This window comes from Gordonia sp. HS-NH1, assembly GCF_001418765.1.
In the GTDB taxonomy this organism is placed as follows: Bacteria; Actinomycetota; Actinomycetes; order Mycobacteriales; family Mycobacteriaceae; genus Gordonia.
Map to the genome: position 1 here is coordinate 33,343 of NZ_LIYC01000013.1, position 13,238 is coordinate 46,580.

The 13,238-nt window shown below is 68.7% G+C and carries 13 protein-coding genes; 5 read left to right on the plus strand and 8 right to left on the minus strand.

The genetic code is table 11. The features are described from left to right. Positions 1 to 71: 71 nt before the first annotated feature. Positions 72 to 1,262, minus strand: coding sequence for a sensor histidine kinase (locus AMD30_RS11405; protein WP_035717443.1), 1,191 nt, complete (start codon positions 1,260 to 1,262; stop codon positions 72 to 74). Further along, a complete protein-coding gene (locus tag AMD30_RS11410; RefSeq protein WP_055475715.1) occupies positions 1,255 to 1,866 on the minus strand; it encodes a TetR/AcrR family transcriptional regulator in 612 nt (203 codons plus the stop codon). Before AMD30_RS11410 ends, AMD30_RS11405 begins: the two co-directional genes overlap by 8 nt. A gap of 81 nt (positions 1,867 to 1,947) precedes the next feature. On the opposite strand from AMD30_RS11410, the gene AMD30_RS11415 reads away from it, so the two are divergent. Beyond that, positions 1,948 to 2,898: an SDR family NAD(P)-dependent oxidoreductase gene (locus tag AMD30_RS11415; RefSeq protein ID WP_055475769.1), complete on the plus strand. Its 951-nt coding sequence runs from the start codon at positions 1,948 to 1,950 to the stop codon at positions 2,896 to 2,898. On the opposite strand, the gene AMD30_RS11420 is transcribed toward AMD30_RS11415, so the two are convergent. The 6 genes from AMD30_RS11420 to AMD30_RS11445 all read right to left on the minus strand — a co-directional run bounded on the left by AMD30_RS11420 (position 2,892) and on the right by AMD30_RS11445 (position 7,735). Next, the gene (locus tag AMD30_RS11420; protein ID WP_055475716.1) at positions 2,892 to 4,478 is read right to left on the minus strand and encodes a polyamine aminopropyltransferase; all 1,587 of its coding nucleotides are present in this window, start codon (positions 4,476 to 4,478) and stop codon (positions 2,892 to 2,894) included. The genes AMD30_RS11415 and AMD30_RS11420 overlap by 7 nt on opposite strands. Before the next feature lie 28 nt (positions 4,479 to 4,506). After that, complete coding sequence (locus tag AMD30_RS11425) at positions 4,507 to 4,932, minus strand: DUF350 domain-containing protein (protein WP_010842853.1); 426 nt, start codon at positions 4,930 to 4,932, stop codon at positions 4,507 to 4,509. Between the two features lie 57 nt (positions 4,933 to 4,989). Then, positions 4,990 to 5,523, minus strand: coding sequence for a DUF4247 domain-containing protein (locus tag AMD30_RS11430; protein ID WP_055475717.1), 534 nt, complete (start codon positions 5,521 to 5,523; stop codon positions 4,990 to 4,992). After that, positions 5,520 to 6,068 carry a DUF2617 family protein gene (locus tag AMD30_RS11435; RefSeq protein ID WP_010842851.1) on the minus strand — a complete coding sequence of 183 codons (549 nt, stop codon included), beginning with the start codon at positions 6,066 to 6,068 and terminating at the stop codon, positions 5,520 to 5,522. Before AMD30_RS11435 ends, AMD30_RS11430 begins: the two co-directional genes overlap by 4 nt. A 57-nt stretch (positions 6,069 to 6,125) precedes the next feature. After that, on the minus strand, positions 6,126 to 6,761 hold the full coding sequence (locus AMD30_RS11440) for a DUF4178 domain-containing protein (RefSeq protein WP_055475718.1): 636 nt from the start codon (positions 6,759 to 6,761) through the stop codon (positions 6,126 to 6,128). Positions 6,762 to 6,838: 77 nt separating this feature from the next. After that, positions 6,839 to 7,735, minus strand: coding sequence for a TIGR03621 family F420-dependent LLM class oxidoreductase (locus AMD30_RS11445; RefSeq protein WP_055475719.1), 897 nt, complete (start codon positions 7,733 to 7,735; stop codon positions 6,839 to 6,841). A 236-nt stretch (positions 7,736 to 7,971) separates the two neighbouring features. Here AMD30_RS11445 and groL point away from each other — a divergent pair, with 236 nt between their 5' ends. The 4 genes from groL (at position 7,972) to AMD30_RS11465 (ending at position 13,141) form a co-directional block, all read left to right on the plus strand. Next, entirely contained in the window at positions 7,972 to 9,597 is a 1,626-nt protein-coding gene (gene groL, locus AMD30_RS11450) for a chaperonin GroEL (protein ID WP_010842848.1), read from the plus strand. Positions 9,598 to 9,719: 122 nt separating this feature from the next. Continuing rightward, a complete protein-coding gene (locus AMD30_RS11455) occupies positions 9,720 to 10,379 on the plus strand; it encodes a DsbA family oxidoreductase (protein ID WP_055475720.1) in 660 nt (219 codons plus the stop codon). A 173-nt stretch (positions 10,380 to 10,552) separates the two neighbouring features. Continuing rightward, positions 10,553 to 12,154 carry an HNH endonuclease signature motif containing protein gene (locus tag AMD30_RS11460; RefSeq protein ID WP_055475721.1) on the plus strand — a complete coding sequence of 534 codons (1,602 nt, stop codon included), beginning with the start codon at positions 10,553 to 10,555 and terminating at the stop codon, positions 12,152 to 12,154. A 66-nt stretch (positions 12,155 to 12,220) separates the two neighbouring features. After that, positions 12,221 to 13,141 carry an MSMEG_6728 family protein gene (locus AMD30_RS11465; protein ID WP_055475722.1) on the plus strand — a complete coding sequence of 307 codons (921 nt, stop codon included), beginning with the start codon at positions 12,221 to 12,223 and terminating at the stop codon, positions 13,139 to 13,141. Positions 13,142 to 13,238 lie beyond the last annotated feature (97 nt).

A 13,238-nucleotide genomic window follows, 5' to 3' on the forward strand; every position in this document is an offset into this window, starting at 1 on the left:
AACACCTCCCGCCTCGACGACAGACCGCAGTTTACCGCCCTGGGGTTCGCGCACCCGCCCGAACCGGGCGTTCACGCCCGGATGCCCGCGCGGAACTTCGGAACGCGCATGCCCACTTTGGTGCCGGCGCCGACGGCCGTCTCGACGACGAGCCCGTAGTCGTTGCCGAAGGCGGCGCGGAGCCGGTGGTCGACATTGGTCAGGCCGACGTGCGCGCCCTCGCCGTGATCGAGGGCGTCGAGGGCACCGCTGCGCAGGAGTTCCGGTTCCATGCCCACGCCGTCGTCCTCGACCGTGATGACACAGTCGGTGCCCTCGTCGGCCGCGACGATGGTGATGGTGCCCCCGCCTTTCGACGCGAGGCCGTGCCGTACGGCGTTCTCGACGAGCGGTTGCAGCGCGAGGAACGGTACGACGACGTTCAGGACCTCGGGCGCGACATGCAATTTGACGTCGAGAGCGTTGCCGAAGCGGGCTCGTTCGAGCGTCAGGTAGCGGTCGATGTTGCGCAGTTCGTCCGCGAGCACGGTGTACTCGCCCGCGGCCCGGAAGGAGTACCGGGTGAAGTCGGCGAAGTCGAGGACGAGCTCGCGCGCGCGGTCGGGGTCGGTCCGCACGAACGAGGCGATGGTGTTCAGCGCGTTGTAGATGAAGTGCGGACTGATCTGCGCGCGCAGCGCGAGGACCTCGGCGCGGTTGAGTCGCGCGCGTGAGGCGTCGAGGTCGGCGAGTTCGATCTGACTCGACGCGTACCGCGCGACTTCGGCGATGGCGCCGAGCATTCCGGGGCCGGGCCGTCGGGTCGTGGCGACCACGAGGACCCCGACCCCGACGTCGTCGGCGAGGAGGGGCTGGGCCACGAGCGCGCGCACCGGGGACTCGGCGCCGCTGGGGTCGGTGAGCAGTACGCGCCGGAGGTCGCCCAGCGCGGAGGTCGCCGCACGATCGGCGTGACCGAGCATCTCGTCGTCCCAGATGTCGTCGCCGTCGGGCAGATGGGCGAGGCGGCTCGGTTCACCGTCATAGAGGGCGACCGCCTCGGCGCCGGTGAGCGTGAGCAGGTGAGGCAGTGCCTCGCGAGCGGACTCCGCCGAGAGTCCGGTACGCAGCGAGCGGGCGGCCAGGGACGCGGTGTGCAGCGCGAGATGGACCGCCCGCTCGGCCGGGGTCCGCACGACGCGCCGGGTGCGGATCAGCACCACCGCGCCGACGCACGCGAGCACTCCGAGCAGGACGAGGGCGATCGTCACCCCGCTAGACATCGGGGTTCCGGTCATGGTTGTCGGGCCCGATGACGCTGTCTCCGTGAGGTAGCGACGAGACGGCGAGATCGATGAGGGTGTGCCGGTCGGCGCGCCACTTGTCGGGCGGTAGGTGGCCGTGGGTGTCCAGGTCGGTGAGGCCGTGCGTCGTCGCGAACAGCAGCGCCGCATGGTGTCGTGCGGCGTCGGCGCCGACGATACGGCTCACGAGGGACATCAGACCGTTCTGCGCGCGGGCGGCGGCGGGGATGGCCGGCGCGCCCGCCGGAGTCGCGAACATGAGCCGGTACAGATGTGGCCGGTCCAGCCCGAGGTCGGACAGCGCGTGCATCGCCGTCCGCACGGCGTCCTCAGGGGACAGGTCCGGGTCGGACGCGATGACCTCGAGTCCGTCGGCGACGACCGCCCACGCCTCGGCGGCGAGTGCCGCCAGCAACTCGTCCTTCCCGACGAAGTGCCGGTACGCGGCGGACCGGGAAACCCCGGCGCCACTGCCGACCTCGCGCAGGGTCACCGCTTCCGGTCCGCCCTGGTCGAGCAGTGCCGACGCCGTCGCCAGCAGTGCCTGCCGGGTGTGTGCCGCGGTCTCGGCCCTCGTGGTCATCGCCCCACCATACAGTTGACACTGTCAACCGAATGCGGTTCTCTTGAGTTGACAACGTCAACCGAACCGGTGGGAGCCGACATGAATTCCTCGAACAGCTCACCTCCGGCCTGGACGCTGGTCATGACGGGAGCAACGCGCGGCATCGGAGTGGTCGCCGCGCGGTCCATCGCATCGATGGACCCCTCGTGTCACCTCGTCGTGCTCGCCCGCGGAGGCGGACCCGCCGGGTTCGTGGACGGTTTCGGTGAGAACGCCGCGCGCGTCGTCGTGGTCGATGCCGATCTCGCCGACACCGCGGGCACGGCCGCCGCGGCGGCGGAGATCCGGCAGATGCTCGACGACGCGGCGCTTCCGCCGTTGCGGGGGCTGGCGTGCAACGCGGGTATCCAGTATGTCGACGACCAGCAGGTCACCGTCGACGGACTCGAGGCGACCTTCGCGGTCAACGTGCTCGCGAATCACGTGCTGCTCGGTGAGCTCGGCGGGCACCTCGCGCACGGTTCCCGGATCACGATCACGGTGAGCGACACGCACTTCGGCGACTTCCGGCACAATCTCGGCCTGGTGCCGGCACCGCGATGGACCTCTCCGGCGCGGTTGTCCCGGCCCGGCGCGTTCGGCGGCGCGAGCCCGTCTGCCGGCCGAACCGCGTACTCGACCAGCAAGCTGGCGGCGATCCATCTCGTCCACGAATGGGCACGTCACCTGCCCGACGGGATCGAGATCGTCTCCTACAACCCGGGTTACGTGCCCGGTACGGACCTGGCCCGGGCGGCGAGCGCACCGCAGCGGTGGGCGAACAGATGGGTTGTTCCGGGTCTGACCCTCGTCAGCCCGCTGGACCGGCCCGCCGCGGCGGGCCGGCGTCTCGCGTCGGCGATTCTCGGCGTGCCACATGCGGCCACCGGTGCCTACATCGACCGTGGGCGGGTGTCCGACTCGTCGGGGGAGAGTCATGACGCCGAACGCGAACGCGACCTCTGGGATCACCTCGAGCATCTGCGTTCGCAGACGTGCCGACGTCAGTAGGTCGCCCACTCGCCTTGCGCGTACCGCAGGATCCTCGGGTCCATCAGGGTGGACGGCGGCACGTCCAGTTGTTGCCGGTCGAGTGGGAAAACCATTGCGGCAGAGATCTGTTCGGGGCTGAGGAACCGGAGCGGGCCGGGTGCCCGCACGGTCGGCGTGACGCGGCCGCCGGCGCCGGCCAGGTGGAATCCCCAGTCGCCGAAGGCCGGCACGTCGACGTGGTACGGGGTCGGGTCCAGCCCGGCCGCGCGCATGGTCGACGCCACGCACCAGAACGACTTCGGTGCGAAGTACGGGGACCCGGCCTGCACGACGGTCCGGCCCGTCGGGGTGAGATGTGCACGGACCATCGCGTAGAACTCGGTGGAATACAGCTTCGCAGTGGCCGAGTCGTCGGGATCGGGCATGTCGACGATGATCACGTCGAACCGTCGGTCGGTGCCGCGTAGCCAGGAGAAGGCATCGGCGGCGATCACCTCGGCTCGGGGGTCGCTCATCGCCCCCCGGTTCAATGTCGTGAGACGCTCGTCGGTCCGGGCCAGGCGGATCATCTCCGGGTCGAGTTCGACGAGCGTGACGTCGCGGGCGTCGGGATAGGTGAGCACTTCGCGGAGCGCGAGTCCGTCACCGCCGCCGAGGATCAGGACGGAGCCGCGCTCGCCGGACATCGCCGGATGAACCAGGGTCTCGTGATAGCGGTGCTCGTCGACGGAGGAGAACTGCAGGTCGCCGTTCAGGTACAGGCGGGTATCGGCCGCTGCGCCGAACCGGTTCTCGGTGATGACGATGTCCTGATAGGCACTGCGTTCGGCGGCGACGATGGGATCCCGGTACAGGGCCTGGCGGGCGGTGATCTCGAAGCGACCGGACAGCATCAACCCCGCGACCAGGACGGCGACGACCGCGATCGCCGACGCGGACAGGGCCGCCATCTGGGTGCGCGACATCGACTTTCGGAAGATGACGAAGACGAGGAAGCACCCGGCCGCGGCGTTGACGAGTCCGACGACCAGAGCACCTCGCAACTGGCCGAACCACGGCAGCAGCAAGAAGGGGAAGCACAGGCCACCGATGAGGGCGCCGATGTAGTCGACGGCGAACATGTCGGCGACCGCCGAACCGGCCTCCTGGCGTCGAATCCGTTGCAGCAGAACCATCAGCAGCGGGATCTCGGCGCCGATCAGGATGCCGAGCACGAAGGCCACGAGGATGAGGGCGGGCGTGTACAGCTCCAGGTACGCGAACGCCGCGTAGAGCGCCATCACCGACAGTCCGCCGATGAGCGCGAGCAGCAGTTCGATCACCGCGAAGGCCGTGACCGACTGCGGCTGGAGGGGTTTGGCCGCGAGCGATCCGATCCCCATCGCGAAGACCATCACCGCGAGGACGATCGATGCCTGCGTCGCGGTGTTGCCGATCAGGAACGACCCGAGCGAGACCAGGGCGAGCTCGTACACCAGGCCACACGCGGCGCAGACGAAGACGACGCCGAGCAGTCCGGCGCGGGCGAGTCGCGGCCGCGTCGCCAACGTGTCCGGAGCGGTGTCGGTCGTCGCCGGACCGGGGTCGTCGACGGTCACCAACGGACGGGGGAGTGTGGTGACCCGGTCACAGGATGGAGGCGGCGACGATGATCGACACCCCGATGTGTGCGACGCCCTGCACCCAGACCGCCGGGTGGGTCTCCGGGTGGACCAGGAGTTCGCCCAGATTCCCGGGGGTCAGCAGGTCGATGACGAGGAAGGTCACCGCCATCACGATCAGGCCGATCGCCGAGTACACCGCGGTGTAGGTGAGTCCCTCGAGGAGCCGGCCCTCGCTCGCGACGATGGCCGCGGTGACGATCACGGCGACGGCGAGCATGTTGGAGCCCACCAGGATGCCTGCGTTGCGGTTGCGCTCGGTCCACAGCTGCGAACGGAGCTTCCCGGGCGTGAGCAGGTCGAGGATGCCGAACGACACGATCATCAGGATCACGCCGACGCCGGCGTAAGCGCCTGCCGCGTAGGCATTCTCAGCGATATCAGCGAGCATGGTCTTCTCCGTTGGTTGATCGGACGAGTTCGATGGGACGGGCCGGTCGGACAACGATCATTTGCCGCCACCGCCGCTCCCGCCGCCGCGGTTTCCGCTGCCGCTACCCGCATAGCGGGGGGTCGGTACCCAGAACGCGCCGACGTAGGGGTGGTAGTGGTTGTAGCCCGACCGGTAGTCGCGGCTGAGCATCACCCGGGTGGTCCCGGCGGCCAGCGGGAACAGACCGACGAGGTAGTCGGGATACTGCAGGAACTGCGTGCCGGAGATGTTGCCCGCGCCTGTGGCGCCGGTCCGCTGGTCGCTGGGACGTTCGGCGTCGCGGATGTCGGCGGCGACCTCCGCCGGGGTCCCGTCGGCGACGTAGGCGTCGACGTCGCCCTCGTCGAGCGAGGTGTCTCGCTCGTAGTTCTGGGAGATGTAGTCGCGCGCCGACCCCCCGATGCCGCCCCCGCGGGCCACTCGCGCGGTGCACGCGCCGATCAGCGCGAAAACGGTGAGCACGACGATCACACCGATGATGATGTTGCGGATCTTGTTGAGGCGGCGGCGCGGGTCCGGCTGCCGGTCGGGCGGGAACTGCTCGGTCATCGGCGGGCCACCGGTCCGCGGTCGATTCTGCTGGAGGTGATCACGACCTCGCCGGCTTTGGGGTAGGTGTGCCAGGTGTGCCAGCTGATGTCGTCGTCGGTGGACTCGGAGACGATCGCGGTGACGGCATACGGGTCGCCGGGGAAGCGGCCCATCACGCATGGATGTCCGGTCGCCAACTGCTCGGTGACGCGCGCGGCCAGCTGTTCGACGAGTGCGGCGAGATGGTCCGAGGTCACCTGTTCGACGCGGGAACTGAAGTAGTAGCCGCTCTCCTGGAAACTCTCCGGAAGTGCCGAGGTCACATCAGGCAGGCAGGCGACGGTCTCACAGATTCGTTGCACCCCGTCCTCGACGAGCACCTGATGGCTCGCGCCGAGCAATCGCACCGACACGGTGATGCCGTCGATGTCGCGGTCCTCCTGTGCCAGGGGCTCCTGCAACGGTGCGCTCAGTGAGAAGCCGAGCTGTGCCGCGCTGGTGTCGGCGAAGGCGACCGCCAGTTGTGCTGCGGGGTCGCCGGGATGTCCGGGGTTCTCTGTCATGCGGGTGCGATCTCCCTGCTCAGGGCGTCTCGGTCGGGTGGACGGCGGTCGGGGCCGTCAGGGCGTCTCCGGAGCCGGGTTGCTGGGATAAATGCGATAGTCCGCCCGGGACAGCAGTTCACCGCGGGCGCACTCCCAGCCGCTGCCGTAGTCCTCGAACGAGAGGCGGTCGTCGCCGGCCTGGTAGTCGTGGTAGGCCATCCGGCCGGAGGTCGCGAGCCCGGTCGTGCCCGCGGAGGTGAAGCGCGCCGAACCCGCCTCCTCCGACTGGTATCGACGACCCTCGAGCTCCACGGTGTCGGGGCCGGGAGTGACGGCTGCACCGGGCAACTCGTGCCACAGCACGACCTCGAGGTCGGGATCGTCCTCGACCGAGATCCAGGCCTTGGACCCGACACCGGTGTCCAGGAAGTTCTCGGTCCAGGTGTAGCCGTCCTGGGTCAGGCGCAGCGTGCCGCGGACCGCATAGGTCTGACCGCGCAGTTCGACGAGATCGCCCGGCTTGAGATCGCGGGGATCACCGTAGACGGAATCGTCGTCGGCCGAGGAGAAGGGATCGCCGGGCCGGTAGGTCCGCTCGCGCAGGGCGTCCTGTTCGGCCTGCCGGGCCCTGCGGTTGCCGAGGAAATTGAAGATGACGACCACCGCGATGATCGCAAGCAGCGCCACGATGATGATCAACAGGAATTCCACGGTTCAGACCCTAGCCGACCTGGCCGCCCGGGACGGCAGTCGTCGAAGGTGCGAATGACCGCGATCGCACCTGACGCTCAGGCGTCGGCGGCGCGCAGCAGCGGGATGATCGGTGCGAATTCCTCCAGGGCCGGCTCGTGCACGGAGATGTAGGAGATGCCGGTCCGCGCGCGCAACCCCACGAGCCGCTCGGCGATCTCGGCCGTGGAGCCGACCAGGACCGTCGGCAGCTCCGCGAACGCCTCGGCGGAGCCCGCGGCCTCGGTGGCCCCGGGAGTCCGCTCGAACACGGACTCGGGGTCGTCGGTGACGGCGACGACCTGTACCAGCAGGTTCCATTCGATGTCGGGAACGCGTTCGCCCGCGGCCCGGCGGGCGAAGGCGACGCGGGACTCGAAGTCGTCGGCGGTGAGCAGCCGGAGTTCGCCGTCACGACTCGTCCGGGCGGCCGTGAACGCGACGATGTCGGCGTGGTCGGCGGCGACCCGGAGAACGCGGTCGCCGTTCCCGGCGACCATCAGCGGTACCCGCGCCTGCACCGGCCGCGGCTCGACGCCGGGGTCGTCGAGCGCGGACGCCACCTTCCTGACCGTGGACGACAGGTGATCGACACGACGGCCCGGGGTCCCGAAGTCGATGCCGGCCGCCTCGAACTCGTTCTTCGCATATCCGGTGCCGAGTCCGAGTTCGACCCGTCCGCCGGACAGCCGGTCGACGGTGGCGACGTCGCGCGCGAGGAGCGCGGGGTTGGTGAATGCCGCGTTGAGGACGAAAGTGCCGAGCCGGAGGCGTTGCGTCGCCGTCGCCGCCACGGCCAGCGCGGGCCACGGGCTCGGCGCACCGAGGTGGTCGGGGAAGAGCAGCACGTCGTAGCCGAGGTCTTCGACGTGGCGGGCGCGACTCGTCCAGGAGGCCGCGTCGTCGACGGTGAACATGTTGACCCCGAAGCGGAAAGGTCTGGGCGCGCCGGACATACGGATCACGCTAATCAAGGCCGTGCCCCCGGGTGCGGCGATCCTGTCGGTCTGCTGCCGATCCGACCTTGCACTCGCGGTGGGCGAGTGCTAAAAACGAGGTTGGCACTCGCGAGCTGTGAGTGCCAGGTCGGGACGGTGAGGCCGGTACCGAATGACACACCGGTCGTCCGTCGCGGGCACCGAGTTCCGGCCATACGAACCTAGTGTCACCCCCTTCGGAGGATCACTTACCCATGGCCAAGCAAATCGCGTTCGACGAAGAGGCCCGTCGCGGCCTCGAGCGGGGCCTCAACAGCCTCGCCGACGCCGTCAAGGTGACGTTGGGACCCAAGGGTCGCAACGTCGTGCTGGAAAAGAAGTGGGGCGCCCCCACGATCACCAACGATGGTGTGTCCATCGCCAAGGAGATCGAGCTGGAGGACCCGTACGAGAAGATCGGCGCCGAGCTGGTCAAGGAAGTCGCCAAGAAGACCGACGACGTCGCGGGCGACGGCACCACCACCGCCACCGTTCTGGCCCAGGCTCTCGTCCGTGAGGGTCTGCGCAACGTCGCTGCCGGCGCCAACCCGCTGGGTCTGAAGCGCGGCATCGAGAAGGCCGTCGAGGCCGTCACCGAGTCGCTGCTGAAGAGCGCCAAGGAGGTCGAGACCAAGGAGCAGATCGCTCAGACCGCAGGCATCTCGGCCGGTGACCCCTCGATCGGCGAGCTCATCGCCGAGGCGATGGACAAGGTCGGCAAGGAAGGCGTCATCACGGTCGAGGAGTCCAACACCTTCGGCCTGCAGCTCGAGCTCACCGAGGGCATGCGCTTCGACAAGGGCTACATCTCGGGCTACTTCGTCACCGACGCCGACCGCCAGGAAGCCGTCCTCGACGACCCGTACATCCTGCTGGTCTCGGGCAAGGTCTCGACCATCAAGGACCTGCTGCCGCTGCTGGAGAAGGTCATCCAGGCCGGTAAGCCGCTGCTGATCATCGCCGAGGACGTCGAGGGCGAAGCTCTCTCGACCCTCGTCGTCAACAAGCTCAAGGGCACCTTCAAGTCCGTCGCCGTCAAGGCTCCGGGCTTCGGTGACCGCCGCAAGGCCATGCTGGCCGACATCGCCATCCTCACCGGTGGCGAGGTCATCAGCGAAGAGGTCGGCCTCTCGCTCGAGGGTGCAGGCGTCGAGCTGCTCGGTACCGCACGCAAGGTCGTCGTGACCAAGGACGAGACCACCATCGTCGAGGGCTCGGGCGATCCCGACGCCATCGCCGGCCGGGTGGCCCAGATCCGCGGCGAGATCGAGAACAGCGACTCCGACTACGACCGTGAGAAGCTGCAGGAGCGTCTGGCCAAGCTGGCCGGCGGTGTTGCGGTCATCAAGGCGGGCGCGGCCACCGAGGTCGAGCTCAAGGAGCGCAAGCACCGCATCGAGGACGCCGTCCGCAACGCGAAGGCTGCCGTCGAAGAGGGCATCGTCGCCGGCGGTGGCGTGGCCCTGCTGCAGTCGGAGCCGGCCATCGACGCACTCTCGCTCGAGGGTGACGAGGCCACCGGCGCCAACATCGTCAAGGTCGCGCTCTCGGCTCCGGCCAAGCAGATCGCGATCAACGCCGGGCTCGAGCCGGGCGTCGTCGCCGACAAGGTCCTCAACTCGCCCACCGGCACCGGCCTCAACGCCGCCACCGGTGTGTACGAGGACCTGCTCAAGGCCGGCATCAACGACCCGGTGAAGGTCACCCGCTCGGCGCTGCAGAACGCAGCCTCGATCGCGGCTCTGTTCCTCACCACCGAGGCCGTCGTCGCCGACAAGCCCGAGAAGAACGCCGCACCGGCCATGCCGGGTGGCGACGAGATGGGCGGAATGGGCTTCTGATCTCCTGATCAGATCCCTGCGTTCACTCAACGCAGCTCCAACCGAAGGCCGGTCACCCGAGAGGGTGGCCGGCCTTCGGCGTTGCGGGGAACGAAGTCGGTCGGGGCGGTGTTGAGACGGCCATGAGTGCTCCCATCACCGTCGACATCTGGTCCGACATCGCCTGCCCCTGGTGCTACATCGGCAAACGCAAGTTCGAGGCCGGACTGGCGGAGTTCGCCGGGCGTGACGACGTCGAGGTGACCTACCACAGCTTCGAGCTCGCCCCCGACACACCGGTCGACTTCGACGGCTCGGAGATCGACTTCCTCGTCCGGCACAAGGGCATGCCCGCCGGGCAGGTCCGGGGGATGCTCGACCAGGTCCGTGAGATCGCCGCCGGCGTCGGTCTCGACTACGACTTCGACCGGTTGCAGCACACCAAGACACTGAAGGCGCACGAAGCCCTGCATTTCGCGAAAGCGCATGGCCGACAGCCGGATCTGGCCGAGCGCCTGTTCAAGGCGTACTTCGAGCAGGGGCGGCACGTCGGCCGCGCCGAGGAACTGGCCGATCTGGCGGCTGATGTCGGCCTCGAGCGCGACGCCGTCCTCGCCGCGCTGGAGTCGGGGGAGTACTCCGCTGCCGTCGCCGCCGACATCGATCAGGCGCGGGCGTACGGGATCAGCGGTGTGCCGTTCTTCGTCATCAACGGCAAGTACGGCGTCTCTGGTGCACAGGCGCCGGAGACGTTCACCCAGGCCCTCGACAAGGTCCGCGCCGAGGCGGTCGATCGTGTCTGAACCGCCGGTGCGCTTCGAGATGATCGGCGACGACGACGCGGCGGTCTGCGCCGACGGCGTGTGTGTACTGCCGGAGGCGGGGACCGACACGTCGGAGCCTGTGCTGGAGTGAGTGTCGGAACCGTCTGACGCGGTCGGCGGTTCTTGTCGGTGGTCGGTCGTATGTTGGTTTCATGCAATTCGGGGGCGAGGGCGCAGGAATCTCGGGCGATGAGTCCGAGTCCGAGTTGTCCTTGCCTGCAGTGCTTTCCGATGTCGAACTGTCGGCCACCGAGCTGGTGGATGTCATCACCCACTGCGCGTCGATCACCTCCGCCGCCTCCTACCGACTCCTGACTGCGGCGAGCCTGCTGCACGAGGAACGCGAACTCGACTACCAGCTGCGCCGCACCGAACACCGCGACGGTCGAACCTCGTCCGCAGACGAACTGCACCGGCGCGCGGCCGACGCAGCCGCCGGTATCGACCCGTACGCCGAATACGGGCCCGACGGTTTCGACCAGGCCACCGCCGAACTCGGCGCCGCCCTGTTGATCACCGCCGCCGAAGCCCGCGATCTCATCCGCACCGGCGACGTCCTGCGTTACCGACTCATGCTCACCGGCAACACCCTGGCCTGCGGGCGGATCGACCAGCGACGCTTCACCATCGCCATGAAGCGCACCGACTTCGTGCCCGACGCCGACATGCCGACCGTCGATGCCCATCTGGCCGAGGCGATCCTGGCCCGCCCACCGATGTCGACCACCCAGTTCACCATCCTGGTCGACTCGATCGTCGCCAAGCATGCCCCCGATGCGGTTCGCCGACGTCGCGAACGCGCCGGCGACGACCGCAAGATCATCATCGCACCCGACCGATTCACACCCGGCCAGTCTCGTATCACCGGCACCCTTCCGATCACCGACGCCGCCGAACTCAACACCCAGCTCGACGCGATGGCCGCCGCAGTGCATCACGACGACCCTCGCACCACACAGCAACGACGCGTCGACGCCCTGATCGCGCTCGCCGCCCACCTCGATGTGCTTCCGTGCCGCTGCCCACACTGTGTGCCCGCACCGGTCGACCTCGACGACCCGCAAGCCGAAACAGGCCTGGAGACAGACGGACTCGATGCAGGCCCGACATCCGACGCCGGCTATGCGCCGGTGCCTGTTCCGGTGCCGATGTTCCACATCGTGGTGAACTTGTCTACGCTGCTCGGCCGCGACGACGACCCCGGGTTCCTCGACGGACACGGACTGATCGACGCCGACACCATGCGATCACTGCTCGCCGACGCGCAACGCTCTTTCGTCAACGCCGACGCCGGCGCCGATGCCGCAGCCGGCTCCCGATACGCCCCGAGCCGCAAGCTGCAGACCCTGGTGCGCTGCGGTGAGCTGTGCTGCACCTTCCCCGGCTGCAACTCACCGGTGTGGACGGCTGATCTCGACCACACCATCCCGTTCGACCACGAATCACCACGGGCCGGTGGTCCGACGTCGCAGCGCAACCTCAAGCCGCTGTGCCGTTTTCACCACCGGATCAAGACCTTCGGCATGTGGCGCGACTACCAGGACGAGTACCTGACCGCCTGGTTCCAGTCCCCGACCGGACACACCTTCGTCGGCAACGCGTTCAACGGCCGCGACCTGTTCGGCTACCTCGTTCCCGGACGCCCGCCCGATGATCCGGCGCGCAGCAAGCTCGCCGAGCAGCGAGCCACCCGCACCACCGCCCACCGTCGCGAGGTCGACGCGTGGAACGCCGCCAACCCACCACCGTTCTGAACGGTTTGTCGGCTGCGGGTCGCGGCCGACGTGTCAGTGCACGGTCGTAGTGGGTATGCGAGGACGATGCAAACGTTCCTGCCCTACCCGGATTTCCGGCGCTCCGCCGAGGTCCTCGACCCCGCCAGGCTCGGCAAACAGCGGGTCGAGACGTTGCAGATCCTGCGGGCGCTCGAACTCTTCGACTACGGCTGGACCAGTCATCCCGCGGTGATGATGTGGCGCGGGCACACCCCGGCACTGGTCGCCTACGGGCTCGCCGTCGTCGATGTGTGGACTCGCGAAGGGCGTGCGGACAGCACCGCGGCGATGATCGCCGAGTTCGCGCCCGATGTGGTGGGGCGACCCCAGTCCGAGTTGGCCGCGCAGGGTCTGATGCCCGAGTGGCTGGGCGATGACAGGCTGCATTGCAGTCACCGTGCCGCGCTGCTCCGCAAGGCGCCGGACTTCTACGGCGCCGTGTTCGACGACGTCGATGACGAGCAACCGTACTTCTGGCCCGATCCGCCCGTCGCCGAGGTCCGTGACCTGGATGCGCCGACCCGCACCGTGTGGATTGTGCGGGCGACCTCGGACGAGCAGTACGCCGAATTCCGACGTCGGCGGATCGTCGGGTTCGGCACCGAGTCCGGCGTCGACGTCGACGCGACGGCGGGCGCCGACGCGTCGCTCCGGACGCTGCTGAAGGAGCGCAGTCCGGGGCGTCGGCCGGGAAAGGACCTCCGCGTGCTGGCGTCCTTCGTCTCCGACCTGGCGGCCGGGGACGAGGTCGCCATCCTTCCACCACAGAACACCGGTGCGGCGGACGTCGACACGCTCGTGCTCGGCGTGGTGGACGGCGACTACGAGTTCTCGACTCGCGGCAAGACGCTCACGCCGCATCGCCGCCGCGTCCGGTGGACCGGCACGCTCGAGCGGGCGGCCGTCACCCCGCCGGCGTTGCTGCAGAACCCGCGCAGGCTGTTCCCCGCGTCCGTGACACCCTGAGCGATCCAGGGCAGTGTTGTCGTCCGCTCTGGTTTCGCCCGATCGTCGTCCTCCGGTCTGCGTTGTCGTCCGATCGGCCGAATCTTCGTCGGCCGGT